This is a genomic window from Vibrio sp. 10N.247.311.47 (assembly GCF_041467535.1).
GTDB classification, from domain to species: Bacteria; Pseudomonadota; Gammaproteobacteria; order Enterobacterales; family Vibrionaceae; genus Vibrio; species Vibrio crassostreae_C.
Genome location: NZ_JBFSUR010000024.1, coordinates 24,752 through 51,734, shown reverse-complemented (window position 1 = coordinate 51,734; position 26,983 = coordinate 24,752). Strand labels below are relative to the sequence as shown.

26 protein-coding genes are annotated in these 26,983 nt (G+C 44.8%); 21 read left to right on the top strand and 5 right to left on the bottom strand.

The features are described 5' to 3' along the window. The first annotated feature begins 59 nt into the window (after positions 1-59). The 3 genes from AB6E51_RS16055 to galM all read left to right on the top strand — a co-directional run bounded on the left by AB6E51_RS16055 (position 60) and on the right by galM (position 3,746). The gene (locus AB6E51_RS16055; protein ID WP_102483416.1) at positions 60-1,115 is read left to right on the top strand and encodes a UDP-glucose--hexose-1-phosphate uridylyltransferase; all 1,056 of its coding nucleotides are present in this window, start codon (positions 60-62) and stop codon (positions 1,113-1,115) included. A gap of 279 nt (positions 1,116-1,394) precedes the next feature. Then, the gene (gene galK / locus AB6E51_RS16050) at positions 1,395-2,555 is read left to right on the top strand and encodes a galactokinase (RefSeq protein WP_372057910.1); all 1,161 of its coding nucleotides are present in this window, start codon (positions 1,395-1,397) and stop codon (positions 2,553-2,555) included. Positions 2,556-2,666: 111 nt separating this feature from the next. Continuing rightward, positions 2,667-3,746 (top strand): galactose-1-epimerase, encoded by a 1,080-nt coding sequence (gene galM / locus AB6E51_RS16045; protein WP_372057908.1) that lies wholly within the window; start codon positions 2,667-2,669, stop codon positions 3,744-3,746. 219 nt (positions 3,747-3,965) lie between these two features. Here the strand turns inward: galM and AB6E51_RS16040 are convergent, their stop codons facing one another. Continuing rightward, positions 3,966-4,964 carry a substrate-binding domain-containing protein gene (locus AB6E51_RS16040; protein WP_065205070.1) on the bottom strand — a complete coding sequence of 333 codons (999 nt, stop codon included), beginning with the start codon at positions 4,962-4,964 and terminating at the stop codon, positions 3,966-3,968. Positions 4,965-5,161: 197 nt separating this feature from the next. Here AB6E51_RS16040 and AB6E51_RS16035 point away from each other — a divergent pair, with 197 nt between their 5' ends. Beyond that, positions 5,162-5,494 (top strand): tRNA-binding protein, encoded by a 333-nt coding sequence (locus AB6E51_RS16035; protein ID WP_004734420.1) that lies wholly within the window; start codon positions 5,162-5,164, stop codon positions 5,492-5,494. Positions 5,495-5,540: 46 nt separating this feature from the next. Here the strand turns inward: AB6E51_RS16035 and AB6E51_RS16030 are convergent, their stop codons facing one another. Then, entirely contained in the window at positions 5,541-6,095 is a 555-nt protein-coding gene (locus AB6E51_RS16030) for a gamma-glutamylcyclotransferase family protein (RefSeq protein ID WP_102495364.1), read from the bottom strand. A 308-nt stretch (positions 6,096-6,403) separates the two neighbouring features. On the opposite strand from AB6E51_RS16030, the gene AB6E51_RS16025 reads away from it, so the two are divergent. Then, positions 6,404-7,588, top strand: a complete 1,185-nt coding sequence (locus AB6E51_RS16025; protein ID WP_017084194.1) for an NnrS family protein — start codon at positions 6,404-6,406, stop codon at positions 7,586-7,588. A 91-nt stretch (positions 7,589-7,679) separates the two neighbouring features. On the opposite strand, the gene AB6E51_RS16020 is transcribed toward AB6E51_RS16025, so the two are convergent. Continuing rightward, positions 7,680-8,690, bottom strand: a complete 1,011-nt coding sequence (locus AB6E51_RS16020; protein WP_102547986.1) for an adenosine deaminase — start codon at positions 8,688-8,690, stop codon at positions 7,680-7,682. 354 nt (positions 8,691-9,044) lie between these two features. On the opposite strand from AB6E51_RS16020, the gene AB6E51_RS16015 reads away from it, so the two are divergent. Further along, on the top strand, positions 9,045-9,362 hold the full coding sequence (locus AB6E51_RS16015; protein WP_017069509.1) for a DUF3622 domain-containing protein: 318 nt from the start codon (positions 9,045-9,047) through the stop codon (positions 9,360-9,362). A 201-nt stretch (positions 9,363-9,563) separates the two neighbouring features. On the opposite strand, the gene AB6E51_RS16010 is transcribed toward AB6E51_RS16015, so the two are convergent. Further along, entirely contained in the window at positions 9,564-10,610 is a 1,047-nt protein-coding gene (locus tag AB6E51_RS16010; RefSeq protein WP_372057906.1) for a succinylglutamate desuccinylase/aspartoacylase family protein, read from the bottom strand. Between the two features lie 271 nt (positions 10,611-10,881). On the opposite strand from AB6E51_RS16010, the gene AB6E51_RS16005 reads away from it, so the two are divergent. Continuing rightward, the gene (locus tag AB6E51_RS16005; protein ID WP_048605541.1) at positions 10,882-11,421 is read left to right on the top strand and encodes a DUF3332 family protein; all 540 of its coding nucleotides are present in this window, start codon (positions 10,882-10,884) and stop codon (positions 11,419-11,421) included. A 138-nt stretch (positions 11,422-11,559) separates the two neighbouring features. On the opposite strand, the gene AB6E51_RS16000 is transcribed toward AB6E51_RS16005, so the two are convergent. Beyond that, the gene (locus AB6E51_RS16000; RefSeq protein WP_372057905.1) at positions 11,560-13,032 is read right to left on the bottom strand and encodes an aminoacyl-histidine dipeptidase; all 1,473 of its coding nucleotides are present in this window, start codon (positions 13,030-13,032) and stop codon (positions 11,560-11,562) included. Between the two features lie 1,064 nt (positions 13,033-14,096). On the opposite strand from AB6E51_RS16000, the gene AB6E51_RS15995 reads away from it, so the two are divergent. The 14 genes from AB6E51_RS15995 (at position 14,097) to pgpA (ending at position 26,888) form a co-directional block, all read left to right on the top strand. Beyond that, complete coding sequence (locus AB6E51_RS15995; protein ID WP_017066820.1) at positions 14,097-15,386, top strand: NCS2 family permease; 1,290 nt, start codon at positions 14,097-14,099, stop codon at positions 15,384-15,386. Positions 15,387-15,470: 84 nt separating this feature from the next. Further along, positions 15,471-15,935, top strand: a complete 465-nt coding sequence (gene tet(34), locus AB6E51_RS15990; RefSeq protein WP_009847475.1) for an oxytetracycline resistance phosphoribosyltransferase domain-containing protein Tet(34) — start codon at positions 15,471-15,473, stop codon at positions 15,933-15,935. An 89-nt stretch (positions 15,936-16,024) separates the two neighbouring features. Next, entirely contained in the window at positions 16,025-17,278 is a 1,254-nt protein-coding gene (gene frsA / locus AB6E51_RS15985; protein ID WP_372057904.1) for an esterase FrsA, read from the top strand. A 144-nt stretch (positions 17,279-17,422) separates the two neighbouring features. Beyond that, positions 17,423-17,812: a sigma factor-binding protein Crl gene (gene crl, locus AB6E51_RS15980; RefSeq protein ID WP_017060787.1), complete on the top strand. Its 390-nt coding sequence runs from the start codon at positions 17,423-17,425 to the stop codon at positions 17,810-17,812. A 76-nt stretch (positions 17,813-17,888) separates the two neighbouring features. Continuing rightward, positions 17,889-19,073, top strand: coding sequence for a glutamate 5-kinase (proB, locus tag AB6E51_RS15975; protein ID WP_012604650.1), 1,185 nt, complete (start codon positions 17,889-17,891; stop codon positions 19,071-19,073). 66 nt (positions 19,074-19,139) lie between these two features. Continuing rightward, entirely contained in the window at positions 19,140-20,390 is a 1,251-nt protein-coding gene (locus tag AB6E51_RS15970) for a glutamate-5-semialdehyde dehydrogenase (protein WP_017060786.1), read from the top strand. A 156-nt stretch (positions 20,391-20,546) separates the two neighbouring features. Beyond that, positions 20,547-20,996 carry a transcriptional regulator NrdR gene (nrdR, locus tag AB6E51_RS15965; RefSeq protein WP_004734394.1) on the top strand — a complete coding sequence of 150 codons (450 nt, stop codon included), beginning with the start codon at positions 20,547-20,549 and terminating at the stop codon, positions 20,994-20,996. Between the two features lie 40 nt (positions 20,997-21,036). Continuing rightward, the gene (gene ribD / locus AB6E51_RS15960; RefSeq protein WP_017060785.1) at positions 21,037-22,116 is read left to right on the top strand and encodes a bifunctional diaminohydroxyphosphoribosylaminopyrimidine deaminase/5-amino-6-(5-phosphoribosylamino)uracil reductase RibD; all 1,080 of its coding nucleotides are present in this window, start codon (positions 21,037-21,039) and stop codon (positions 22,114-22,116) included. Between the two features lie 69 nt (positions 22,117-22,185). Continuing rightward, positions 22,186-22,842 carry a riboflavin synthase gene (locus AB6E51_RS15955; protein ID WP_010436361.1) on the top strand — a complete coding sequence of 219 codons (657 nt, stop codon included), beginning with the start codon at positions 22,186-22,188 and terminating at the stop codon, positions 22,840-22,842. A 108-nt stretch (positions 22,843-22,950) separates the two neighbouring features. Beyond that, positions 22,951-24,060: a bifunctional 3,4-dihydroxy-2-butanone-4-phosphate synthase/GTP cyclohydrolase II gene (gene ribBA / locus AB6E51_RS15950; RefSeq protein WP_102398343.1), complete on the top strand. Its 1,110-nt coding sequence runs from the start codon at positions 22,951-22,953 to the stop codon at positions 24,058-24,060. Positions 24,061-24,355: 295 nt separating this feature from the next. Beyond that, a complete protein-coding gene (gene ribE, locus AB6E51_RS15945) occupies positions 24,356-24,826 on the top strand; it encodes a 6,7-dimethyl-8-ribityllumazine synthase (protein ID WP_004741508.1) in 471 nt (156 codons plus the stop codon). Further along, positions 24,826-25,293, top strand: coding sequence for a transcription antitermination factor NusB (gene nusB, locus AB6E51_RS15940; RefSeq protein ID WP_004734399.1), 468 nt, complete (start codon positions 24,826-24,828; stop codon positions 25,291-25,293). Before ribE ends, nusB begins: the two co-directional genes overlap by 1 nt. 114 nt (positions 25,294-25,407) lie before the next feature. After that, positions 25,408-26,382, top strand: coding sequence for a thiamine-phosphate kinase (thiL, locus tag AB6E51_RS15935; RefSeq protein ID WP_017066823.1), 975 nt, complete (start codon positions 25,408-25,410; stop codon positions 26,380-26,382). After that, positions 26,382-26,888, top strand: coding sequence for a phosphatidylglycerophosphatase A (gene pgpA / locus AB6E51_RS15930; RefSeq protein WP_017060782.1), 507 nt, complete (start codon positions 26,382-26,384; stop codon positions 26,886-26,888). The genes thiL and pgpA overlap by 1 nt, the downstream gene beginning before the upstream one ends. The last annotated feature ends 95 nt before the right edge of the window (positions 26,889-26,983 follow it).

The window sequence follows — 26,983 nt, the reverse complement described above, 5'->3', positions numbered from 1 at the left end:
AGAAGAATTATTCATCTTGGTGAATTGACCAAGACACAAAATTTGAGAGCAATCTAAACATGTCAAAAGTTGAATTTAACCCAGTAGACCATCCGCACCGTCGTTATAACCCATTAACGGGTCAGTGGATCTTAGTCTCACCGCACCGAGCAAAGCGTCCTTGGAGTGGCCAAGATGAAAAACCATCGACAGCGCAGCTTCCTGAGTATGAGAAAGAGTGTTTCTTGTGCCCAACCAATACGCGTATTTCGGGCGATGAAAACCCAGATTACGACGGCACTTATGTATTCAGTAATGATTTCGCGGCGTTGATGCCTGACTCACCTGATGCTCCAGAGTCCGATAACCCTCTATTCAAGACTCAAGGTGTACGTGGGTTGAGCCGCGTGATCTGTTTTTCTCCGGACCACAGCAAAACGCTGCCGGAGCTTCCGGTAAACAAGATCCGTGGTGTGATTGATACCTGGAATGAACAGATTGAAGAGCTAGGTAAAGACTACCTGTGGGTTCAAGCGTTTGAAAACAAAGGTGAGACCATGGGCTGCTCTCAGCCACACCCACACGGTCAAATCTGGGCAAACAGCTTTTTACCCAATGAGATTGAACGCAAAGAAAAACTACTAAAAGAGTACTTCGAACAACAAGGTTCTAATCTTTTAGTGGATTACGTTGAAGCTGAAATGAAAGACGGCTCTCGTACTGTGGTTGAAACCGAACATTGGATTGCTGTGGTGCCTTACTGGGCAGCGTGGCCATTTGAAACCATGTTGCTGCCAAAAACACACATCCGCCGTATGAGTGAACTGACTGACGAGCAGCGTGATGATTTAGCGCTTGCGATTAAGAAGCTGACGAGCCGTTACGACAACTTGTTCCAATGCTCATTCCCTTACTCAATGGGCTGGCACTATGCGCCGTTCTTCGAAGAAGGTACTGACATCGACCATTGGCAGCTACATGCGTTGTTCTACCCGCCACTGTTGCGCAGTGCTTCGGTTCGTAAATTCATGGTCGGCTACGAAATGTTGGCTGAGTCTCAGCGTGATTTAACCGCAGAACAAGCGGCACAACGTCTTCGTGATTTGAGTGACGTTCACTACAAAGAGCAGGAATAGCCTGTTCCGTTGATAGTAAAACTAATCGATAACTCGGTTACTAAATAAAAAAGCGAGATTCCTGATATCTCGTCCCTCGATTCTGGAATGACGGCAGGTGAAAGGCCTATAAGTTAGGAGCTTAAGAGCTTAAGTTTTTAGGAGCTTAGGAGCTTAGACGCCGATGTTGTCATTCCCTACCGTGAGAGATGAACGAGATAGGGGATCTAAAAGAATTAAAGTGGTGCCGTAAAGGGGCCATAACCAATTGAACAAAGAGTTTAACCAGAGAGTTTACTTATGTCTGACCTGATCCAAAACGTGAAAGCATCTTTTGAGCAAGTCCTTGGTTACCAAGCGACTCATATTATCCAAGCCCCAGGTCGTGTGAACCTGATTGGCGAGCATACCGACTACAACGATGGTTTTGTTCTACCGTGTGCCATTAACTACCAAACGGTAGTGGCAGCGGCTCAGCGTGACGACAACATCGTGCGCGTAGTATCAGTAGACTACGGTAATGCAGTGGATGAGTTCGACTTAACTCAAGAGATCACATTCCAACAAGATAAGATGTGGGCTAACTACATTCGTGGTGTGGTGAAGTGCTTAAAAGGTCGTGGTTTTGAATTTACAGGTGCAGACATCTCTGTAACGGGCAACGTGCCTCAAGGTGCAGGTTTAAGTTCTTCTGCGGCACTGGAAGTGGTCATCGGTCAGACATTCAAGGTGCTTTACAATCTAGAGATCAGCCAAGCCGAAGTGGCGCTAAATGGTCAGCAAGCCGAAAACGAATTTGTGGGCTGTAATTGCGGCATCATGGACCAAATGATCTCTGCAGAAGGTCGCACAAATCACGCGATGCTTTTGGATTGTCGTAGCCTAGAAACTCAAGCGGTTTCAATGCCAGAAGATATGGCTGTAGTTATCATCAACTCAAACAAGAAACGCGGCTTAGTCGACAGCGAATACAACACGCGTCGTGAACAGTGTGAAGAAGCGGCGCGCATCTTTGGTGTTCTTGCACTTCGTGATGTGACTATTGAACAATTCAAAGCGAAAGAGTCTGAGTTGGATGAAATGGTCGCGAAACGCGCTCGTCACGTGATCACTGAAAATGACCGTACCGTTGAAGCGGCTCAAGCTCTGCGTACTCATGATATGAAACGCATGGGTGAATTGATGGCTGAATCACATGCGTCAATGCGTGATGACTTTGAAATCACAGTCAAAGAAGTCGACACCTTAGTTGAGCTAGTAAAACACGTGATTGGTGATCAAGGTGGCGTGCGTATGACTGGCGGTGGTTTCGGTGGTTGTATTGTGGCATTGGTTCCACCTGCATTGGTTGATGAAATTAAAACAACCGTTGAGCAGAAATATCAAGCGGCGACGGGTCTAAAAGAATCTATTTATGTGTGCCAAGCGAAAGACGGAGCAGGCTTAGTTGAAGTAATCTAAACGCTTCGAGACTTAATATAGAGCTTACCAAGTAAAAAGATCATGGTAGGCCAAATGCTAAAGCCTTTATTTCAGATAGAGGCTTTTTACTGGCACTAGAAGGAATTTAGAATGACACAAGAGCAAAACCTGCATCAATCCATGACACAAAATCCAGCCTATGATGGCCAACCCGCTCAGTTAGTGACGCTATCAAATACGCATGGCATGCAAGTGACATTCATGGACATTGGTGCAACATGGTTGAGCTGTATCCTGCCAGTAAAGGGAAATAAAAGAGAGGTTTTGTTGGGTGTTAACTCAATGGAGAACTTCGATAAACAAGCCAGCTATATGGGCACAACTGTTGGTCGTTATGCTAACCGCATAGCCAATGGTCGTTTCAAAATTGATGGTCAAAACTACAAGCTGGAAACCAACCAAGCGGGCAATACTTTACATGGTGGTCCGAACGGTTTTGATAAACGTCGTTGGAATATTGCCGAGCAAACCGAAACGTCAGTGATGTTTACTCTTGAGTCTGCTGATGGCGACCAAGGATTCCCGGGGAATTTGAATGTGTCGGTGCGTTATGACATCACCGAAGACAATCGAGTTTCCATTAATTACTCTGCAACCACAGACAAGCCGACCGTAGTCAACCTAACGAATCATGCGTACTTCAATCTACTTGGTGCAGAAGCCGGCCACGATTGTTTGTCACACATTGTGAGCATCAACGCCAATCAGTTCTTACCGACCAACTCGGTAGGTATTCCATTAGGCAATCTTAAATCGGTGAAATCGACCAGCTTCGACTTCAATCAGCCTATGATGATCTCAGAGCGTTTGTTGGGTGATGAACAGCAGAAAGCAGCAAAGGGTTACGACCACTCTTTCCTATTGGCTGATGGCTGTAAGCGCACTCAATGCGCAGCTACCGTAACGTCACCAGATGCGCTCGTCACACTAAAAGTATTTTCAACCAAACCTGCGATGCAGCTATACACCGGAAACTGGCTTGGTGGTACACCAAACCGAAGTGGTGGCAGCTATGAAGACTACGCTGGATTGGCGTTAGAAACCCAGTTCTTACCTGACTCTCCTAACCACCCAGAGTGGAAGCAGGACAGTTGTATTCTCAAGCCTGAACAAGAATATAACTACCGTACCTGTTACCAGTTTGAATTTTCGGGGGATTCTTCAAACTAGTACGCTCTAGCTCAAAACGGTTATGCCAATTGCTTTTGTTTGTGAATAGAACGATGTGAGTTATCGCGTTGTTCTTGGGGGATGAGCAAAAGTGGCGCTCAACAAGCGTGTGATTTATTAAGCGCGATTGTTGGGTATCAGAGTAAGGTAGGAAAGCCCTAACAGAAGCGATTCTGTTAGGGCTTTTTTTTGTTTGTTGTTTGGTGAGTTGACCAGAACTTAGATTTTCTCTACCGAATTACGGCGCACCAAAGTCGGAGAGAACATCATTGGCTCCGTTGAGGTGTTTTCACCTTTGGCTAAGTGCAACGCGAGTCGTGTCGCTTTCTCTGCCATCATCTGAATCGGGTAGCGAATGGTGGTTAGCTTTGGATGAACATAGCGTGCAATCAAGCCATCATCGAAACCGATGATCGACATTTTGTCCGGCGCTTGAATACCGTTTTCATCTAGGACAGACAAAGCACCTGCCGCCATGTAATCGTTGTACGCAACAATGCCTGTGATCGGCAGAGACTTGGTTAATAGGTTAGTCATCGCGTATTCACCCCCTTCACTGGTGGGAGCTGAGTATTCAATATAGCTGTCAGATAACGCTATTTTGTAATCCGAGAGTGCTGACAAGTAACCTTGTACACGCTCATCGGCATCTTCAATGCTGTGCGATGAAGCGATACAGGCAATATTTTTATGACCATGACGGATCAGATATTCAGTCGCAAGATACGCGCCTTTCTTGTTGTCCAAGAAAATACAACGGTTAGCAATCTCAGCAATATAGCGATTGATCAGCACTAAGCCTTTGACTTCTTTTGAGTAGGCAATCAGTTCTTCGTCTGTCAGGCCTTTTGAGTGGATCACTAAGGCGTCGCAACGGCTATTGATCAGTAACTCAATCGCTTGTCTTTCTTCTTCACGATCGTGTGAGCCATTACCGACGAGGATATGCTTTCCGTTCTCACGAGCGACATTATCGACAGCCTTAACCAGCGTGCCAAAAAAAGGATCGGAGATATCACCAACCAACACACCGACGGTATTGGTGCTCTGGCTTACCAGCGCGCGAGCATTGGCATTCGGGCGATAGCCTAGTTTAGACATCGCTTTGGTGACGGATTCAATTGAGTTCGCACTTGCCTTCGGAGACTTATTTACGACTCGAGATACGGTTGCAACAGAAACACCAGCTTCCCTTGCGACATCTTTAATTGTTGCCATTTTTAACCTCTATACATTGCTGCATCTATTTAACACCGACAATGAGTGCAAGGCAACGAAACTCTCATTTTACTTCCAGTAATGAGATCTTTACCGCTTGTAATTATTAGGCTTAATGCTAGTGTAAACATTTACACTTTACTTAATTTTAGTAAATGATTTAATGAGTGAAAATAAATCAATATAGGAAGTGAGAAATGGATACTGTCTCTTATGGTGACTTTGCTAAGTTAGAAATGCGTGTCGGTAAGATCATTGAGGTTGTGCGTCATGAAAACGCAGACAAGCTTTACATCGTGCAAGTGGATATCGGTGAGAAGACGCTACAAACGGTGACCAGCCTAGTGCCTTACTACACCGAAGAAGAGTTGATGGGTAAGCAGGTTGTTGTTTTGTGTAATCTAGCGAAGGCGAAGATGAGAGGCCACACTTCTGAGTGCATGTTGTTATGTGCCGAAACGGAAGATGAATCTGAAAGTGTATTGCTGACCCCGGAACGTGCGATGCCTGCAGGTATTCGTGTCGTTTAAGATCGCTTTAGGTTGGTGAGTCAATGTGTTCACCAACCTAAATCAACTAGCTTCGAACAGTCAGTATCAAGCCATCAATCACACTGTGGTGGTGATCTGAAACCCCAGCAAGATTGCCGTATTTAGGCTGGTGGCGATCATTTTCTAATGGGTGATGCCAACCTTGTGTGTGTTGAACAAAGTGCGCCGCAAAGCTTTCAGACACTTCTAAACATCCAGCTAAGACCGTATCGACATAGGTTTGAACGATAGGGCTGTTTTCGCAAGGTGCTTGAATCTCGTCTTTGATGTAAACCCAGATCGCTTGATCCTGTTTAAACTTATTTTGGCTTTCTATCTGAGAGGCCTTTAATTCGATTCGGTGATAACCACGCTCACGGCGATCAAACTCAGTCAGCGCAATATCATCCACTTCAAGTAAAACTCCATTCACTTGTCCCTCACCGAGGTTCACGATCAAAGGTGACAAAACATAGCTGTCATCGATCTTACTCCAATGACGAACTAGGCCATGCACTATCGCAGGAATCGCTTGTCCTGTTTGACCTGTGAGTTGACGAGAAGAGGAGTTGATCAAGCTACCATAACCAAAAATATACATCGCGTTCCCTGTCTGTTCTTTTGTATTTGAGACTAGTCTTACTATATGTTTGGCTTCATCAAATGTCAGTAGTTTTTTACTTTGCACACTTATGAGTCTAAATGACTTTTATGGGGTGTGTTTTATTGACACTTTTTTGAAGCCTAAAGACTCCTTGTTGCTTGTTTTTATTGGCTTTATACCTTTGGCGCGTTTCATGCATTACGTTAGGCAATATTGCAGTGATGATTACTGCATCATGAATTTGACTATGAAATAGCAATTCCCAGAAGCCACTCTTGGCTTGTTATCTGAAATGAGGAACGAGTTTGTTAAATATCACAGATAAAAGTGTAGAAGATGCGATTCCTGCATATCTTCGATTAGGTTTTAGACCTTTCTTCTTTTTAGGCAGTCTCTATGCTGTGATCGCGATTGTGGCTTGGGTCATCATGTTCCAAAACGGTCAGCCAGAAATGCTAAAAGTACCGGCGCTTTGGTGGCACGTACATGAAATGCTGTTTGGCTTTGCCATGGCGATTGTGGTCGGTTTTGTGTTAACTGCGGTGCAAACGTGGACGGGCGTCAATGGAACCAAACACTATCGATTAGCGGTACTGGTTGGTTTGTGGTTGGCACCTCGTATTCTGTTTTGGACCCCCGCACCGTTATGGCTGATCTCATCGGTTGAGGCGTTGTTCTTAATCTTCGCCGCTTACGAAATTGGTTTCCGAGTTGTTAAATCGAAAGGCTGGAAGAATCTATTCTTTGTGCCGCTGTTTATATTGGCTATCGTGGCGAACTTTGCTAGTTACGCGACCGTTAAAGGTATGCCTCCATTCCCATCGTCTGCAGTATGGCACGCAATGTTATGGTGGTTTACCTTGCTGCTATCAGTGATGGGTGGGCGAGTTATTCCGTTCTTCACGGCACGTCGCTTCGATTTTGAAAAAGCACAACCACTGGTTTGGTTAGAATGGTTAGCGAATCTACCTTTGGTTGGCTTATTTGTATTGAGCTTCTTCCCATTGACCTTTGCTCAAGTCGGCAATGAGTTGATGGTATTTGCAGGTGTGACTCAGTTGGTGCGCTTTATCCGCTGGAAGCCTTGGACTACGTTATCTGAGCCCTTGGTGTGGTCACTGCATGCGGCTTACCTATGTATTCCTTTAAGCTTGCTGCTACGTGGTTTATTAGACAACCCGTTCGCGAGCCACAACATGCTGCACTTGTTTGCGATTGGCGGTTTGAGTGGGTTAATTCTTGCGATGATTACGCGCGTGACAATGGGGCATACCGGTCGTGCTATCTATAAAGGGCCAAGTATGGCGTTAGCGTTCTCGGCTATTTTTGTCGCGGCTTTGGTTCGCAGCGTAGGTGTGACTTTCTTCCCTGCGTATTTATTTGAGATGGTGAACATCAGCGCGGGTTTATGGACGTTAGCATTCGGGTTGTTTATCTGGAAGTTCGGCATGATGCTTCTAACGCCAAGAGTGGATGGTCACCCAGGCTAAGCCTATTGATTTTCGAACCCATTTTGAAAGGGAAGCACTGAGCTTCCCTTTTTTGATCGCAGCAAAGCTCCATTCTCAAAGGTCCATTCTCTTAGGGAGTATTTTCGGCAAGATATTGGCGCACTTGTGCAATGAGATCTTCTTTGGCGTGAGGCGAGATGAAACTCGCTTCGACAGCATTAATACTGAATTGCGCTAATTCGTTTTTCGTCAGTGGATGAGCATTGGCGACGGCGAGGAAGTTATCATTCATATAGCCGCCGAAGTAAGCCGGATCATCGGAATTGATGGTGACGCACAGCCCTTTTCTCAGCAACTCGACGATATTGTGTTCTTGCATGGTGTCGAAGACCTTTAGCTTGGTATTCGATAGCGGGCATACGGTCAGCGGTGTGCGTTTAGCGATTAGCTGTTCCATCAAGTCTTCATCTTCTACACAGCGAACGCCATGATCAATACGGGTGATGCCCAACAAGCTCAGCGCGTCACTAATATTTTGCGCAGGGCCTTCCTCTCCGGCGTGCGCGACGGTCAGGAACCCTTGGTTGATCGCCTCTTGGAATACATGCTTAAACTTCTCCGGCGGGTTTCCTTTTTCCGACGAATCCAGCCCGACGGCAATGATCTTATCTTTGTAGGGAAGGGCTTGTTGGAGTGTTTCAAAAGCGCTGTCTTCATCAAGATGGCGCAGAAAGCACATGATCAGTTGGCTGCTGATCCCTAGTTCTTGCTCCGCTTGATTCAAAGCTTGAGTAATCCCACTTATGATGACTTCAAAGGCAATGCCACGTTCGGTGTGGGTTTGAGGGTCAAAAAAGATCTCAGTATGAACCACATTATCTTGTTGGCACTTGAGTAGATAAGCCCAAGTCAGGTCATAGAAATCCTGTTCATGAATCAGTACGTTAGCGCCTTGATAATAGATATCGAGAAAAGACTGAAGATTGTGGAATTGGTACGCGTCTCTTACTTGGTCTGGGCTATCAAAGGGAATCGACACGTTATTGCGCTTGGCCAGTTGGAACATCAGCTCAGGTTCTAGCGTGCCTTCAATATGTAAATGCAGCTCAACCTTGGGTAAATGTTTGATGAAGCTATCCATAGCAACTCCTTAGCTATTTTAATTATGGGCGGAGTAGGCGAGACAGTAGAGTCTGTAAACCTGAGCCTGCAGGTTATCTCTTTCATTTATCTCTGTTTGAGCATAGTTCATTTCATTGTTGTCGATAAAATTGCACAGAAGTTGATGATGAATCGAGAGTTACGAACCCATTGAAATCCGGCGCAAACGATTTGCAGCATGGGAGTGTGATCCGCTGCAAATATTTGCAGCAATATTCATTGATTTGTGCTCTAATACCGCGCTTACCAAGGGATGGTGTTAAAAGATGCTCACTTAGATGGAGTTATCAAAGTGACCGATCCCTTAATGATCTCCCTTAGGAAAAAATAGAACATGTCTAAGAACAAAAAATTTGATATCCGCCTTACAGAAAAACGCAACGGTTGGTGTGCAGAGATTACTCGTCAAGTAACGTCTCGCAGCACTACAGTATCTAAGCGTGAGTCTGGTTTCGAAACTGAAGCTCTAGCACAAGAGTGGGCAGAGAAAGAGCTAGCATCTTTCATCGCTAACCAAGCTGAACGTAACGAGCGTAAATCAGAGCAACGTAAAGAGCGTGACGAACTACGTCACACTAAAGAGCTTAAAGCTGAGCAAGCACGTGAAGCGCGCGCTAAAGCTCGTGCAGAAGAGCAACAAGACGCTGAATAATTCAGTGCATGACTAATTTATAGATCCCTTAATTTTAAGATAAGGGATTTGTGAAAAAAAGCCCCGATACAACTTTTTTCTTTCGAGTTAAAAGTGTTTTGGGGCTTTTTAGTTTGTGGAGTTCTGTTTTATTGTGTTTAAGAGCTCGGTTTGGCTTCTCGCTTTTAACGTCGAGCTCTTAAACTGTTAAGCATTGTCTGATCAGTTATTCAGTGCAGTTAGCCAATCGTCTTCTGCCACTTCTTCAATGTAGCTTTCTACTGATTGGCCTACTTCTTCATCGTCTTGTTTGAAGTAAGCAATGTGGAATACTGCATCACCTTCGTTGACAAGAGGCAGCGTTTGCTGGCCAATCACAATACCACCTTTGGTTGTGATCACTTGGCCTTCTTCGTGGCCCAAAGGAGAGCTGATGTAAGCTAGAGTTTGCCCAGCCTCAACTTGCTCACCAAGTCTTACCATATTACGCAAGATGCCGTCTGATTCAGCGCGGATCCAGCTGGTGGATTTGCTCAATACTGGCTCTGGCAACTTCTTACGGTTAGGGCGCAACATGCCTATTTCTTTCATCACTTGATGAACGCCTAGATAGCCTGCACGAATCGCTAAAGGATCAAAACGCAGCGCTTCACCACCTTCATAAGTCAGTACCGGGATGCCCAGTTTTTCAGCTTCGCTACGCAGTGAACCATCACGCAAAGGTGAATCAATGATTACTGGCGTTGCGAACGCTTTCGCAATTCGTAATGTTTCTGGATTTGATAGGTTTGCACGAATCTGTGGCAGGTTAGTACGGTGAATAGCACCTGTATGTAGATCCAAAATGTAATCACAGTGCTTCGCTACGTTTTCGAAGAAGGTGTAAGCGATGCGTGATGTCAATGAGCCTTTCTCACTACCTGGGAAGCAACGGTTTAGGTCGCGACGGTCTGGTAAGTAACGAGATTTATGAATGAAGCCAAATACGTTTACGATCGGCACAACAATTAATGTACCTTTCAGTTTATTAGGTTCTATTGCGTTAGTTAACTGTCGTGCAATCTCAACACCGTTTAGCTCATCACCGTGAATAGCAGCGTTTACCATTAGTGTTGGGCCTGCTTGGCGACCGTGGATGATCTCAATCGGGATCGAAAGTGGAGAGTGCGTGTAAAGCTGAGCTGCCTGTAGTTCAATCTCTTTTCGTTGTCCTGGCTGAACAGTATAACCAAGTAATTCGAATGGTTGATTAGGTTTTAGTCTTGCCATTTAGGTTGTTCTCAACATGGTGATAATTCGTTAACACGGAATGTAGCAATCGTTGATTTTTAGTACGAATCAATCGCTTTACGGTGACGACAAAAGTTTTTTATGAAGGGACTTCTGAATTGGTTTCAGTTTTTTATCTGGCTAATTGAAGGGTGTTTAAAATTTTGAATTTTCTGACAATACATTAACTTAGAGCTGATATTTGTCATTCAGTTCGTTGGTATTATCCACCGCCATTTTTTGGCGGCCAAATTCAAATATTGAGATCAAAATGAAAAAAACAATTTCAAAAGTTGTAGCACTAGCGGTGGTATCTGTTGCTTTATCTGGCTGTGTTGGTAGCAACGCAGTAACGGGTTACCTAATGAAGTTCAACATCAAGGCTGTTGATAACCGTTACGCTCGTGGTGGTTTGAACATGCTACTTGCACCTGCATACGGTCTAACAGTTGCTGCCGATTACCTAGTATTCAACTCACTAGAGTTCTGGACTGGTAGCAACCCACTAACAGGTGCTCCGCACATCTTTGATACTAAGACTGATACTTACCTAGACATCAACCACCAACTTGATCCGTCTCTAACGGAAGCGCCAGTGGGTCCTATCACGAGTGCAGATGTGATCGAAAAAGGTCAAATGCAGCAGATTGATGAAAACACGATCCAAATGGACATTACTTACCAGTCTGGTGAGCGTGCGACGTTAATCGGTGTTCGTGATGGCGAGATGGTGACGTACTTCATCGATGGCGAAGTGGTGGCACAAACTTCAATTGATGAGCTAGAAAGCTACGCGGCTTCACGCGCTTAATTGTTTATTTAGTCACAAGTAGTAGCTACAAAGATTAGATACAAAAACAGGTACTCATTGAGTACCTGTTTTATTTTGTCTCAGATAAACGGTGTTTACTGTAAAACACCATTTACTGAACAAACATAGCTTATCGAATTAAGCTTTTTCTGGGATCGCTTCAAGCAATGCAACCATTTGGTTCCAGAATAGCTCAACGGTGTCGATCTTCACTTTCTCATCAGGAGAGTGCGGAAACTTGATGGTTGGGCCGAAAGAAACCATATCCATGTTCGGGTAAGGTTCTTTGAATAGACCACACTCAAGACCAGCATGGATAACCATGATGTTTGGCTTGTGACCGTAGATACCTTCGTACATGTCACGGAAGATATGCATGATTTCTGAATCTGCGTCTGGTTTCCAACCTGGGTAAGCACCAGAGAACGCGATGTTAGCGCCTGCTAGTTCAGCAACAGAGTGAAGCATGCTTTCTACTTGGCTACGACCTGAATCGATAAGAGAGCGGATCAGGCAAAGTACTGTGATTGAGTTCTCTTCTGTTGTGATAACACCTACGTTTAGAGACGTTTCCACAACACCTTCAATCTCGTCACTCATACGAATCACGCCGTTTGGACATGCGTTAAGTGCCGCGATAAAGCGAGCTTGGTCTGCTGACGCAAGTGCGCCTATTTCTACAGAAGCTTCTTCATTGAAAGTCACGATGCTGTCTTCTACTTTACCTAGCTCTGTTGAAAGCAGCTCAGTGTAGTAGTTGTATAGTGAAGCCAGTTTTTCTTGGTTTGCCGCAGGAACAGCAACCGTTACGAAACCTTCACGAGGGATCGCGTTACGAAGGCTACCACCTTTGAATTCGACGATGCGAAGGTCTAGCTCTTTTGCGTGACCCGCTAGGAAGCGAGCAAGCAGTTTGTTTGCGTTTGCACGACCTGTGTGGATGTCACAACCAGAGTGACCGCCTTTTAGGCCTTTTAGCGTTAGCTTACGTGTTACGAAGTCAGCTGGAATCGCATTACGAGCAATTTCAAATGTCATTGCGCCGTCGATACCGCCAGCACAACCCATGTACACTTCGCCTTCTTGCTCTGAATCGGTGTTAAGAAGGATATCGCCTTCTAACCAACCCGCTTCAAGACCGAAAGCACCAGTCATGCCTGCTTCTTCATCTACTGTTAGTAGAACTTCGATAGGGCCGTGCTGAATTTCGTTTGAAGCAAGAACCGCTAGGCAAGAAGCCATGCCCATGCCGTTATCAGCGCCAAGCGTTGTGCCTTTAGCTGTAACCCACTCACCATCAATGTATGGTTGAATTGGATCTTTAGCAAAGTCATGAACTGTGTCTTCGTTCTTTTGTGGAACCATATCGATGTGAGCTTGTAGCACTACACCTTTTTTGTTTTCCATACCCGCCGTTGCTGGCTTTTTGATGAATACGTTACCCGTTGGGTCACGACGTACATCTAGGCCTTGCTCTGTTGCCCAAGCAATAATGTATTGAGCAAGCTCTTCTTCATGCTTAGAAGGGTGTGGGATTGAGCAAATCTTATCGAAGAACTGCCAGATAGGGGCAGGGGATAATTTACTGATCTCAGAATGGAATTCAGACACGGATGACTCCTTTTTTATTTAATAACCATATATTTAGGTTTTGTATGGGGAAAAGCCTAGAACAAAAATCTAAAATATGGGTCTGTTTTGATGGCAACAGCATACCACTTGAGCGTTTTGACGAGTAGCGGTTCTAAACCTCAAATAGCTCAAATTTTGAAAGCGATCTTGTCCATCTGATCACAGCTAAGCGCCTTGATGCTTATAAATGGAGCACGCAAACGTTTGTTTAATTCTATTCTGTAATTTTATTACAAAAATAAGTTTGTAAAATAACCGTAAATGGCCAAAAATGTGACGTATAGCAAAAAATACTTGTAATCTTTTTTCTTTAGGGTATATTAATAACCAACTTCTGAGATGAAGAGTAAATGCTCAAAGGATGAGTCCGTTTTATCGCCTCCAAGGAACCGAGAAATCAAATTCGTTTTTTATTGATTTATTAAGGTGATAGTTATGAAAGGTTTACCATCTGCAATGTTCTGGATTAACAGCTCTGTTTACACTAGCAACTTTGCATACCCTACAAGCTTTGGTTACTAATACCGTAAGCATGTAACTCGAACAGTTTTGTTCACCCCTATATATTGGAATTCTTTTACAGCCCTTTTGGTTGACAGATTCTACCGCCACTCAGTTTTGAGTGGCGTTTTTTTTGCCTGCTACTTTTCCAAACCGCTTTCGCTTGTCACTTTCCTTGCTGTTCTGCGTGGTTGTTTTTTAAACGCCGAAATATCAATTTGCGCCTTATTACTGATCCTGTTGAAAAATACATAACTATTGTGAGTTTGAATTCAGAATTTACTGGCTAGATTATCAATGAAAATAACCGATGGTAGAAAAAACAACCAACTAGTTTTAGTGAGTCTATTGTTGTTAATTGTTTGTTTTTAATGGTTATTTATCGATGATATCTTCATTTTTAATCGCTTTGTTTCATACGGCATTCTGATAAATATCAATTAGAGCCTTAATTCTATCTGGAATTTGTTATTTGATAACTTTATAATCCACAGCCAATCGATTACGCAACCGTTTACTTTTTACCCTTATAGGATTCGATAATGTTCGAAAAGCTATTCAAACTCAGTGAAAATGGCACCAATGTGCGCACTGAAATCATCGCAGGTCTAACAACCTTCCTAACAATGGCTTACATCATTTTTGTAAACCCAATGATTCTAGCTGATGCTGGTATGGACCATGGCGCTGTATTTGTAGCAACCTGTTTAGCGGCTGCTATTGGCTGTTTCATCATGGGCTTTGTTGCTAACTACCCAATTGCTCAAGCTCCAGGCATGGGTTTGAACGCATTCTTTACCTACGCTGTTGTAATGGGTATGGGTTATACGTGGCAAGTTGCTCTGGCAGCGGTTTTCGTATCAGGCGTAATCTTCATCTTCTTAAGCATCTTTAAGATCCGTGAATGGATTATCAACTCGATCCCTATGTCTCTGCGTGTTGGTATCTCTGCAGGTATCGGTCTTTTCCTAGCGTTTATTGCGCTTAGCAATGCAGGCATCGTTGTTTCTAACCCAGCAACTAAAGTTTCACTGGGCGACATTACCGCGATTGCTCCTATCCTAGGCTCAATTGGTTTCTTCCTAACGATTGCTCTTGTTCACCGTGGCGTGAAAGGGGCAGTAATGATTGCGATTCTAGCTATCACAGCTCTTGGCATTGTTATTGGTGACGTTCAATACGGCGGCATCATGTCTACACCACCAAGCCTTGCTCCTACATTCATGCAGCTTGATTTCTCTGCTGTATTTGAAATCGGTATGATTTCAGTGGTATTCGCGTTCTTGTTCGTCGATTTGTTCGATACAGCGGGTACTCTGGTTGGTGTTGCAACGAAAGCAAACCTAATCAAAGAAGACGGCAAACTACCTCGCTTGAACAAAGCACTGCTTGCTGACTCTACAGCAACATCTATTGGTGCACTGCTAGGTACATCAAATACTACTTCTTATGTTGAGAGTGTTGCGGGTGTTGCTGAAGGCGGCCGTACCGGTCTAACGGCTGTTGTTGTTGGTATCTTATTCCTACTGGCTCTTTTCTTCTCGCCACTTGCAGGTATGATTCCGGCTTACGCAACATCAGGTGCACTTTTCTATGTAGCAATTCTGATGATGTCTGGCCTAGTTGGCATTGATTGGCGTGATCTTACGGAAGCAGCACCAGTCGTGGTAACATGTCTGCTTATGCCGCTGACGTACTCTATCGCTGAGGGTATCTCACTAGGTTTCATCGCTTACGCTGCAATTAAGCTGCTAAGTGGTAAAGGTCGCGACGTTTCACCTGCTGTGTGGGTAATGTCGGCTATCTTTATTCTTAAATACATTTTCGCTTAATCGTCTAGATTTCTGCTTAATCGCTGAAGAGGCTATGTTTGAAATAGCCTCTAATAACATGACAAAATTATTAGGTTTTATACTATGAGCAACAAATTCGTTATCACTTGGGACAACATGCAGACCTACTGCCGTCAACTTGCTGAAAAGCAAATGCCAGCAGAGCAGTGGAAAGGCATCTGGGCAGTAAGCCGTGGTGGTTTGGTTCCTGGTGCAATCTTGGCTCGTGAGCTAGGTATTCGTCACGTAGATACGATTTGTATTTCTAGCTACGACCACGATCACCAACGTGATATGACAGTAGTTAAAGCACCTGAAGGTGACGGCGAAGGCTTCCTAATCGTTGAAGACTTGGTTGATAGTGGTGACACTGCACGTAAGCTTCGCGAAATGTACCCTAAAGCGAAACTGATCGCTGTATGTGCAAAACCATCTGGCGCTGATTTGCTAGACGAGTACATTGTTGATATCGCTCAAGACACATGGATTGAGCAACCTTGGGATACTAGCCTAAGCTACGTAGAGCCAGTAAATCGCAAGTCAAAATAAGCGTAAACTTAGTTTTTTGAGATATGACCCTTTATAGGGTCATTTTTTTTTATATTATTAGTGACAACCATTTCTTATTAAGTATCCCAATGTCTGAACCAGAAGAAACGAGCTCGAACCTTTCGGAAACTTTGTTTGTAAAGCACAAGCAAGCGAAAGAGACCTCAATGTTGACACAATACATGCCAAGCTCTGAAGCGCTATTGGATGAGAAACGTGAACAGCAAAACTCATCATGGTATCGAAACCTAAGACGTCTTCAGTGGGTATGGCAAGGCGTTAATCCAATAGAGCAGGAAGCGGTATTGGCTCGCATCGCGTCATCAGATAACTCTCGTACAACCGATGAGTGGCTTGATACGGTCATGGGTTACCGAAGTGGTAACTGGGCATACGAATGGACCAAGCTGGGTATGCAGCATCAAAATCGTTCTAATGAGAAGAATGGTGAAGATATGGCTGAAGAGCTATTTTCCGCATCGTTGTGCTTCAGTATTGCGGGTTACCCACACCTCAAGAACGACAACTTGGCAGCTCAGGCTCAAGTGTTGGCCAACGCAGCGTATTCTGAAGCGATCAAGCACACTAAGTTGATCGTCAAGCAGATTGATATTCCATACCAAAACAAGAAGATCAAAGCGAACTTGCATCTAACCAAGACAGATAAACCACAACCGGTTGTGATTGTCAGCGCGGGTCTAGATAGCTTGCAAACCGATATGTGGCGCCTGTTTAGGGATTATTTAGCACCTAAGAACATTGCTATGTTAACGGTAGACATGCCATCAATAGGGCACAGTGCACATTGGCCGTTAACAGAAGACTCATCTTGTCTTCACCAAGCAGTGCTGAATGAATTGCCTAACATCCCATGGGTCGATCACCACAAAGTCGGCTTGTTTGGTTTCCGCTTCGGTGGCAATGCGATGGTGAGATTATCTTTCCTCGAGCAACATAAGATTAAAGCGTGTATTTCTTTAGGCGCGCCAATTCACGATATCTTTGTTCATGCAGACAAACTTAAGCAGATGCCTAAAATGCATCTAGATGTGTTGGCTTCGCGCCTTGGTAAAGGGGCGGTCGATATCAATAGCCTTTCTGGGCAGTTGATGGCGTGGTCACTCAAGGTACAAGGTTTGCTGTCAAACAGTAAAACCAGTGTTCCTATCTTGGCATTGGCTCTGGAAGGCGACCCGGTTTCACCGCCAATGGATAATCAACTGGTTGCTATTTACAGTGATTACGGAAAAGCGAAGAAAATCAAAGCTAAGTCAATTACACAAGGTTATGAGCAATCCCTCGAATTGGCGATAAAGTGGCTTGAGGATGAATTATTTAGATGACATTTCTCCTAAATTAGTTAAGCATGAAAAATGTACAAACTAAGTACCTGATACTCAGAGGTTATTTATAAAATCCAAATGCGTAGTTTCTACGTATAACAGTCTGAGTAACGTCATTCTTAACATTGAAAATGGAGATTCAATATGTCAGAAGTGACACAACAACCTACGCATTACCGCTTGTTGAATGTTTTAAAGGCGATCGGGCCTTACTTAAGGGAACCGCAATCAGAAGAAGGCCACTATATCTTTGATTGCTTGTCTGTATGTGTGAACGATAAAAAATCACCAGAAGAACGCGAGTTCTGGGGCTGGTGGCTGGAATTGGATAAGTCGGAAGAGGGATATTCGGCGAAGTACAATATCGGCAAGTACAACATCGATGGTAACTGGGATTCTTTGCCGTTACCTAAAAAGGCGGTCGCTGAGGTCTCTCGAACTCAAGAAGCCTTCCACAAGAAACTGGTCGATGAACTTCAAAGTAAGTTTGAAATCAGTATCCAATTAGACGAAGAGTCTGTCGAATTCGTCTAATTTTAAAGGTTACTCTTCTATATAAAGCAAAAAGGTGCGATTTCGCACCTTTTCTGCTTGTGAATTCCCCTTTTGATTGCTAAAACATCACCTCTTATTTGTTTTATCCATAAAAGACTTCATGACAACAAATCATCAAAGCGGGACAACAACACAGCGTAAAACTGTCGTTGTTAAACTGGGTACCAGTGTCTTAACTGGTGGAACATTGGCATTAGACCGCGCTCATATGGTTGAGCTGGTTCGTCAATGTGCTGAATTAAAAAAACAAGGCCACTCTGTGGTTATGGTTTCGTCTGGTGCAATTGCAGCAGGACGTGAGCACCTTGGTTACCCCGCACTTCCCAACTCAATGGCGAGCAAACAGTTGCTTGCGGCAGTTGGGCAAAGTCAGTTGATTCAAGTTTGGGAGTCTTTGTTTGCTATCTATGGCCTTAAGATTGGCCAGATGCTACTGACTCGTGCTGATCTCGATGATCGCGAGCGTTTTCTTAATGCACGTGACACGATCAACGCACTGGTTGAGCACGATATTATTCCGGTAGTAAACGAAAACGACGCAGTAGCAACCAACGAAATTAAAGTGGGCGACAATGATAACTTGTCGGCCTTAGTGGGTATTTTGTGCGGTGCTGATAAGCTTTTGCTACTAACAGACCAAAAAGGCCTGTTTACGGCTGACCCTCGTAAAGATCCAAATGCTGAGCTCATCAAAGAAGTGAAAACCATTGATGACACGCTGCGTAAGATCGCAGGTGGCAGCGGTACTACGTTGGGTACTGGCGGCATGGCGACAAAACTGCAGGCGGCTGACATTGCTCGTCGCGCAGGCATCGAAGTGATTATTGCTGCGGGCAGTGCTGAAAATGTGGTGTTTGATTCACTGAGTGATAACCCACAAGGCACACGTTTCTTGCCTTTAGCGGAAGCGCTTGAAAACCGTAAACGCTGGATTTTAGCGGGCCCTGCTTCAGCAGGTGACATCGTGGTTGACGACGGCGCAGTAAACGCAGTCAACACCAAAGGCAGCAGCTTGTTGGCGAAAGGGGTTGTTCGAGTTAAAGGCGAATTCTCTCGTGGTGAAGTTACCCAAGTCACAGACAGCAAAGGCAAAGTAATTGCGCGTGGTATCGCCAGTTATTCAAGCCAAGACCTAGCAAAAATTGCAGGCAAGCACAGTAAAGATATTGGCGACATCCTTGGATACGATTATGGGTCAGAAGTCATTCACCGTGACGACCTAGTTGTAATCCAAGAGTAGCTCGTGATGATAAGGTGAATCACCTTTTTGCATCCAAAGACAGACAGAATTTAGGGAGAGTTAAACGTGGATTTAACTAACATGGGTATCGCAGCAAAAGACGCTGCTTTCCACCTAGCGACCGCATCTACGGCGCAAAAGAATAAAGCATTGGCGATTATCGCTGATGAGCTAGAAGCAAACGCAACAACGATTTTAGAAGCGAACGCGAAAGACATCGAACTGGGTCGTGAAGCGGGTTTAACTGACGCACTGCTCGATCGTCTACTTCTTAACGAAGAGCGCTTAACCGGTATCGCTAACGATGTTCGTAACGTGATTAGCCTGAATGACCCAGTTGGCAGCGAAATTGACAGCAAAGTACTAGAAAACGGTATGTCACTGTCTCGCCGCCGCGTGCCACTTGGTGTGGTGGGTGTTATCTATGAAGCGCGTCCGAACGTAACCATCGATATTGCAGCTCTGTGTCTGAAGACAGGTAACGCAAGCATTCTACGTGGTGGTAAAGAGACGTTTTTCTCGAACATGGAACTGGTTAAGGTTATCCAGTCTGCATTAGAGAAAGCGGAGCTTCCAGCCGCTTCTGTTCAGTACATCGAGAAGCCTGATCGTGAACTCGTTTCTCAACTGCTTAAACTGGACGACTACGTGGATATGATCATTCCTCGTGGCGGCGCTGGTCTGCACAAGATGTGTAAAGAGAACAGCACCATCCCAGTAATCATCGGCGGCTTTGGTATCAGCCATATCTTCGTTGATGAAAGCGCTGATCTTGAGAAATCTGTCGATGTGGTCGAAAACTCAAAAGTTCAACGTCCATCGGCGTGTAACTCGTTAGATACACTGCTAGTGCATGAAGCGGTTGCTGAAGCTTTCCTAACTAAGCTGAAACAGCGTTTAGCCGGCAAGGTAACCTTAGTTGCTGATACCAGTGCAAAATCGCTGCTAGCGGGTTTTGAAGACCAACGTGATGCGGTTGAAGGCGACTTTGACACTGAATGGCTAAGCTACACGCTAGGCGTGAAAGTGGTAGCGGATGTGGCAGAAGCGATTGACCACATGCGTGTACACAACGCGAGTCATTCAGATGCGATCATGACCAATAGCTTAGAGAGCTCAGAGCGTTTCATTAACTCTGTTGGTTCTGCAGCGGTTTATGTGAATGCATCAACACGTTTCACTGATGGAGCACAGTTTGGTTTAGGTGCTGAAGTTGCCGTGTCTACTCAGAAATTGCATGCTCGCGGCCCAATGGGCTTAGAAGAGCTGACAAGCTACAAATGGGTAGGTAAAGCGAACTATTTAGTCCGCGGTTAACGCTGGTCGTTAATTTTACTCCTCAGCTCATTTTTGAAATGGCGGTCGAGTAGCAATAATCAATGAATCACCACACAAAAGGGCCTTAATTGGCCCTTTTTCTTTCCTAACGTTTGGCAATTCCGTTACACTGATATTCAATTATTTGGAGGTGATATGCATTGTCCTTTTTGTTCAGAGAACGACACTAAAGTAATCGATTCAAGACTGGTAGCCGATGGCCATCAGGTTCGTCGTCGCCGTCAATGCCTTGCATGTAGTGAACGTTTTACTACGTTCGAATCGGCAGAACTTGTGATGCCTAAAGTCATAAAGTCGAATGGAAACCGCGAACCATTTAATGAAGATAAAATGGTGGGTGGTGTACAGCGCGCCCTAGAAAAACGCCCAGTGAGTGCTGACGCGATTGAACTTGCGATCAGTACGATTAAGTCACAACTCCGTGCAACTGGTGAGCGTGAAGTACCAAGCGAGATGATTGGTAATCTTGTGATGGGCCAATTGAAAGAATTGGATAAAGTGGCGTACATTCGTTTTGCCTCTGTTTACCGCAGCTTTGAAGACATCCGAGAGTTTGGCGAAGAAATCGCTAAATTAGAGGATTAACTCCTCAATCATGTCAAACTTTACTCCCCTAGATTTTCAAATGATGTCGCGTGCTATTCAGTTAGCAAAACGCGGCATTTACACTACTGCGCCAAACCCTAATGTGGGTTGTGTCATTGTACAAACCGACGGTCAGATCGTTGGTGAAGGTTTTCATGCCAAAGCTGGCGAACCTCATGCTGAAGTACATGCCATGCGAATGGCAGGCGACAAAGCAAAAGGTGCGACGGCTTATGTCACGCTAGAGCCTTGTTCTCATTACGGTCGAACGCCGCCTTGTGCTGAAGGTTTGATTAAGGCTCAAGTAGCCAAAGTGATTTGTGCCATGCAGGACCCAAACCCAAAAGTCGCAGGTCGTGGTATCAAAATGCTACGCGATGCGGGTATTGAGGTTGAAATCGGTTTGCTAGAGCAAGACGCTCTCGACTTGAACCCTGCATTTATCAAGCGTATGCAAACGGGCATGCCATTCGTTCAGTTAAAGATGGCGGCTAGCCTTGATGGGCAAACGGCATTGGAAAATGGTCAAAGCCAGTGGATCACATCGCCAGAAGCACGTCGTGATGTTCAGAACTACCGAGCAAAATCAGGCGCTGTGTTGTCAACTAGCCAGACGGTGATTGAAGACAACGCGTCGTTGAATGTTCGTTGGGCAGAGTTGCCAAGCAGTATCAAAGGTCATTACGCTGAAGACGAGCTGCGTCAGCCGATTCGCGTGATTCTTGATCGTCAAAACCAACTGCGTCCTGAACTCAAGTTATTCCAGACTCCAACATCGGTGTTGAGAGTTGCCGAAGCATCTGCTGATATTGAAGTCGCAACCACAGATGCAGGTCAGCTCGATTTGCACGATCTGATGCGTCAATTACCTGCCAATCATATCGACCATATTTGGGTCGAAGCGGGCGCAACATTGGCAAAAAGCTTGATTGAAGAGCAGCTGGTGGATGAGCTAATCCTTTATTTAGCACCTAAACTTATGGGCAGTGACGGACGAGGTTTGATGGGGGCATTAGGGCTCACTTCAATGTCTGACGTTATTGACCTAGAAATTAAAGATGTTCGACAGGTTGGTGTGGATATTCGCATCGTTGCGAAACCCGTATTTCGAAACAGATAGTAACGAAACCACAGTGGAAATAGTTACTCCAACTACATACGTGTCGTTGACAACAAAAAGAGTTTTAAAATGTTTACAGGAATTGTAGAAGCCGTAGGTACATTGAGTGCAATCACTCCCCGCGGAGAAGACATCACCGTAACGGTTAATGTTGGTAAGCTTGATATGGCTGACGTTAAGTTAGGCGACAGTATCGCTACCAATGGTGTGTGTTTGACAGTTGTTGAATATAACGACCACAGCTACAGTGCAGATCTTTCGCTTGAGACCCTGAAAAAAACGGGTTTTGTCGATTACCAAGCGGGCGATAAAGTTAACCTTGAGAAAGCAATGTTACCAACCACGCGTTTCGGTGGACATATAGTGTCTGGTCACGTTGATGGCGTGGGTGAGATTGTTGAACGTAACCAAGTTGGCCGTGCGATTGAATTCTGGGTAGAAATGCCAGCAGAAATCTCAAAATACGTGGCTCAAAAAGGCTCAGTAACAGTTGATGGCATTAGCCTGACTGTGAACGATTTACGTAAGAACGCATTCAAGCTGACTATCGTTCCTCATACTTCTTCAGAAACCACCATCGACCAATTCAATGTCGGTCGTAAAGTGAATCTAGAAGTTGATGTATTAGCACGTTACATGGAGCGTTTACTGCAAGGTCAGCAACAAGAATCTGAGCCTGAATCTCGATTAACGATGGAATTCTTACAGCAGAATGGTTTTGCCTAACCGTTGATACAAAGTGCGTTAAGCGAGACTTTGTAAAGCGAAGCAATATCATCAGGTTTAAATAGTGTCGGTTCTAGGAAGCAGAACCATTTCAAAGGATATAGAACAATGCCAATTAGTACTCCTCAAGAAATTATTGAAGACATTCGCCTAGGAAAAATGGTTATCCTGATGGATGATGAAGATCGCGAAAATGAAGGCGATCTGATCATGGCAGCAGAACATGTGACGCCAGAAGCGATTAACTTCATGGCGATGTACGGCCGTGGTTTAATCTGTTTAACGTTGACTAAAGAGCGTTCAAACCGCATGGGCCTAGCGCCTATGGTTCAAGATAACAACGCACAGTACACCACTAACTTTACTGTTTCGATTGAAGCGGCAGAGGGCGTAACAACGGGTATCTCTGCATCAGACCGTGCAGTGACGGTTCAAGCTGCAGTGGCGAAAGATGCGAAAGCGGCTGACCTTGTTCAACCTGGTCATATTTTCCCACTGACAGCGCAAGATGGCGGTGTTCTAACACGCGCAGGTCACACGGAAGCAGGTTGTGATTTAGCTCGTCTAGCAGGCTGTGAGCCAGCATCGGTTATCGTTGAGATCCTAAACGACGACGGCACCATGGCTCGTCGTCCAGATCTTGAAGTGTTCGCAGAAAAGCATGACATCAAACTAGGCACAATTGCTGACTTGATCGAATACCGCAACAACACAGAAACAACGATTGAGCGCGTTGCCCAATGTCATTTGCCAACTGAGTTTGGTGATTTCGAGCTTGTGACTTACCGCGATACAATTGATAACCAGATCCACTACGCGATGCAAAAAGGTGACCTATCTGAAGGTGCTCCTTTGGTACGTGTTCATCTGCATGACACGTTCACCGATCTGCTTCATTCAGACCGTGGTACGGAGCGTAGCTGGTCGCTAGATAAAGCGATGAAGCGCATTGGCGACGAAGGCGGTGTGTTGGTTATTCTTGGCAACGAAGAGTCGTCTGATTCTTTGATTCACAAAGTGAAGACATTCGAAGCGCAAGACAAGAACGAGCAGCCAACTATGGCGAAGAAGCAGGGTACCTCGCGTCGTGTTGGTGTCGGTTCTCAGATTCTTCAAGACCTAGGCGTGCACGATATGCGTCTGCTTTCTTCAAGCTCTAAGCGTTACCACGCATTGGGTGGTTTTGGTCTTAACGTTGTTGAGTACGTTTGCGAATAAATCATGCGTCAGCGAGCAGACGTTTCTCCGTTTGTAGCGACATAATTTACCGATGATTTCAGTGGCTCTTTTGGTGATAAATCTTGCCAAAAGAGCAAAGTAGCCAAGTTCGACTCAATACGTGTTCAATACACAAACTTGGTTACTCGCTGTTCCTATATGCTTGGGATCAGCGCTGCATTATCATCTTTACATTGCCGGTGTCTGTTCTTCTAAATTACCATTAGATATTGCTCACAGTTTTGTGCTAGAATCCGGCGATTCTCACTTGATGAAAATAGTTAAAGGAAGGCTTATGAAAGTGATCGAGGGTGGCTTCCCAGCGCCAAATGCAAAAATTGCTATCGTTATTGCTCGTTTCAACAGTTTTATTAACGAAAGTTTACTTTCTGGTGCAATCGATACTTTAAAGCGTCATGGACAAGTAAGCGAAGACAACATCACTGTTGTTCGTTGCCCTGGTGCAGTAGAACTTCCACTTGTAGCGCAGCGCGTTGCAAAAACAGGTAAGTTCGATGCGATTGTATCTCTTGGTACAGTAATTCGTGGCGGTACACCTCACTTTGACTATGTTTGTAGTGAATGTAATAAAGGTTTGGCACAAGTGTCTCTGGAATATTCTCTTCCAGTAGCGTTTGGTGTTCTTACTGTTGATACGATCGATCAAGCTATTGAACGCGCAGGAACCAAGGCTGGTAATAAGGGTGCAGAAGCAGCACTTAGCGCACTTGAGATGATCAACGTTCTTTCTGAAATCGATTCCTAATGGGGGCCAGTGTGAAACCAGCCGCACGTCGTAACGCACGTCAATTTGCTCTACAAGCAATTTATTCTTGGCAAATTACTAAAGAAAATATTGCTACCGTTGAAGAACAGTTCTTATCTGGTGGTAAGTATGATGAAGAAGAGCATCATGCTGCAGAGCCTGCTCTTGCTATGCCAGAAACAGACGTTGCATACTTCCGCGACCTACTAACTGGTGTTGCTCTTAGCCACATGGAACTTGATAGCAAGCTTCGTCCATTCGTATCTCGCCCTATGCAAGATCTGGATCTGATGGAACTAGCGCTTCTACGTTTAGCTATGTACGAGATGACTCGTCGCGAAGATGTACCATACAAAGTGGTTATCAACGAAGCTATCGAGCTTGCAAAAGTATTTGCAGCAGAAGACAGCCATAAGTTTGTTAACGGTGTGCTTGATAAAGCTGCACCGCACGTTCGTAAGAAATAAGACGTTCGTATATTGAATCTAAAGGTCAGCTTTTATGCTGGCCTTTTTTGTAACTAAATTTCTGTAATATCCATGATTACGGCGATTTTTATGAGACTAAAGATAGGGCATGTGATGTCTGGCGAATTTAACCTGATTGAAAAATATTTTGTAAATCGACAACCACAACGTAAAGACGTTCTTCTAGCTGCTGGCGATGATTGTGCTTTGGTCAAAGCGCCGGGCAATGTTGAGATAGCGATCAGCACGGACACCTTAGTGGCTGGTACCCATTTCTTAGCTGAGGCGAATCCGGCTTGGGTGGCACACAAAGCGTTGGCTTCCAATATCAGTGACCTTGCTGCAATGGGCGCGACGCCTGCTTGGGTGTCTTTTGCTTTAACCATGCCTGAAATCGATGAAGCATGGCTTGCTCCCTTCTGTGACTCCTTTTTTAAACTCGCAGACTACTTTGGTATTCAGTTAATTGGTGGCGACACAACCAAAGGTCCACTAAGCCTGACACTGACGGTACAGGGCTTTGTTCCTGAAGGACGAGCGCTGCGCAGAGATGGCGCGAAAGTGGGCGACTGGATTTACGTAACAGGTAATCTAGGTGACAGCAAAGCTGGCTTAGAAGTGTTACTTAACCCTGAGCAGAACAGAGCGAAGCCCTATGCTGCTGAGCTTGAAGAGAGACATTATGTGAGCGCCCCACGAGTGTTAGCGGGTCAGGCTCTAGTGAACCTTGCTTCATCTGCGATTGATATCTCTGATGGCGTTATTGCTGATTTAAAACATATCCTTAAGCGTTCTCAAGTTGGCGCGAGTATTGATGTAAGCACGCTGCCTATCTCTCCAGAGTTACGTCAGTTCGCTCCTGATATCACTTCAGCTCAGCAGTATGCGCTAACGAGTGGTGAAGAGTACGAACTGTGCTTTACTGTACCAGAAGAGAATAAAGGGTCGCTGGAAAGTGCTTTGTCACACACTGGTACAAAAGTCACCTGCATTGGCCAGATAAGACCTGTAGAATATTTTGAATTACACAATAATGGTGAACCACTAAGCTGGAACTTAACTGGTTACGATCACTTTAAGGTTAATTGATGACAAACCCACTTTCTCTTATTTCTCTTAAAAATCCTTGGCATTTCTTAGCAACGGGTTTTGGCAGTGGCTTATCGCCTATTATTCCCGGCACAATGGGCACGCTTGCGTCAATTCCGTTGTACCTATTGTTGGTTCAGCTACCGTTTCCTGCTTACGTTGCCGTGGTGGTGGTAAGCTGCATTATTGGTATTAAGATCTGCCAAGTAACGTCTGATGATATGGGCGTGCATGACCACGGTTCTATCGTTTGGGATGAGTTTGCGGGCTTTTGGATCACCATGAGCTTAGTGCCTATGCTGAATATCCCTGCCGATGACTGGAAATGGCTTCTGACTGGTTTTGTGCTTTTCCGCTTCTTTGACATGGTAAAACCTTGGCCGATTGGTTGGCTAGATGCGCGAATTCACGGCGGCTTGGGTATCATGATTGACGATATTGTAGCGGGTATTATGGCGGCTATTTCGTTGTATGCCGTGGCACATTTCGCAGGTTGGTTAGTGTGAGTTAACTGAAGGGCTAAGGTTTAGTTGGCGATACACCAAACTAATTAGCAGATACTAAAAAGGTTGACCCTAGGGCCAACCTTTTTTGTTTGCGG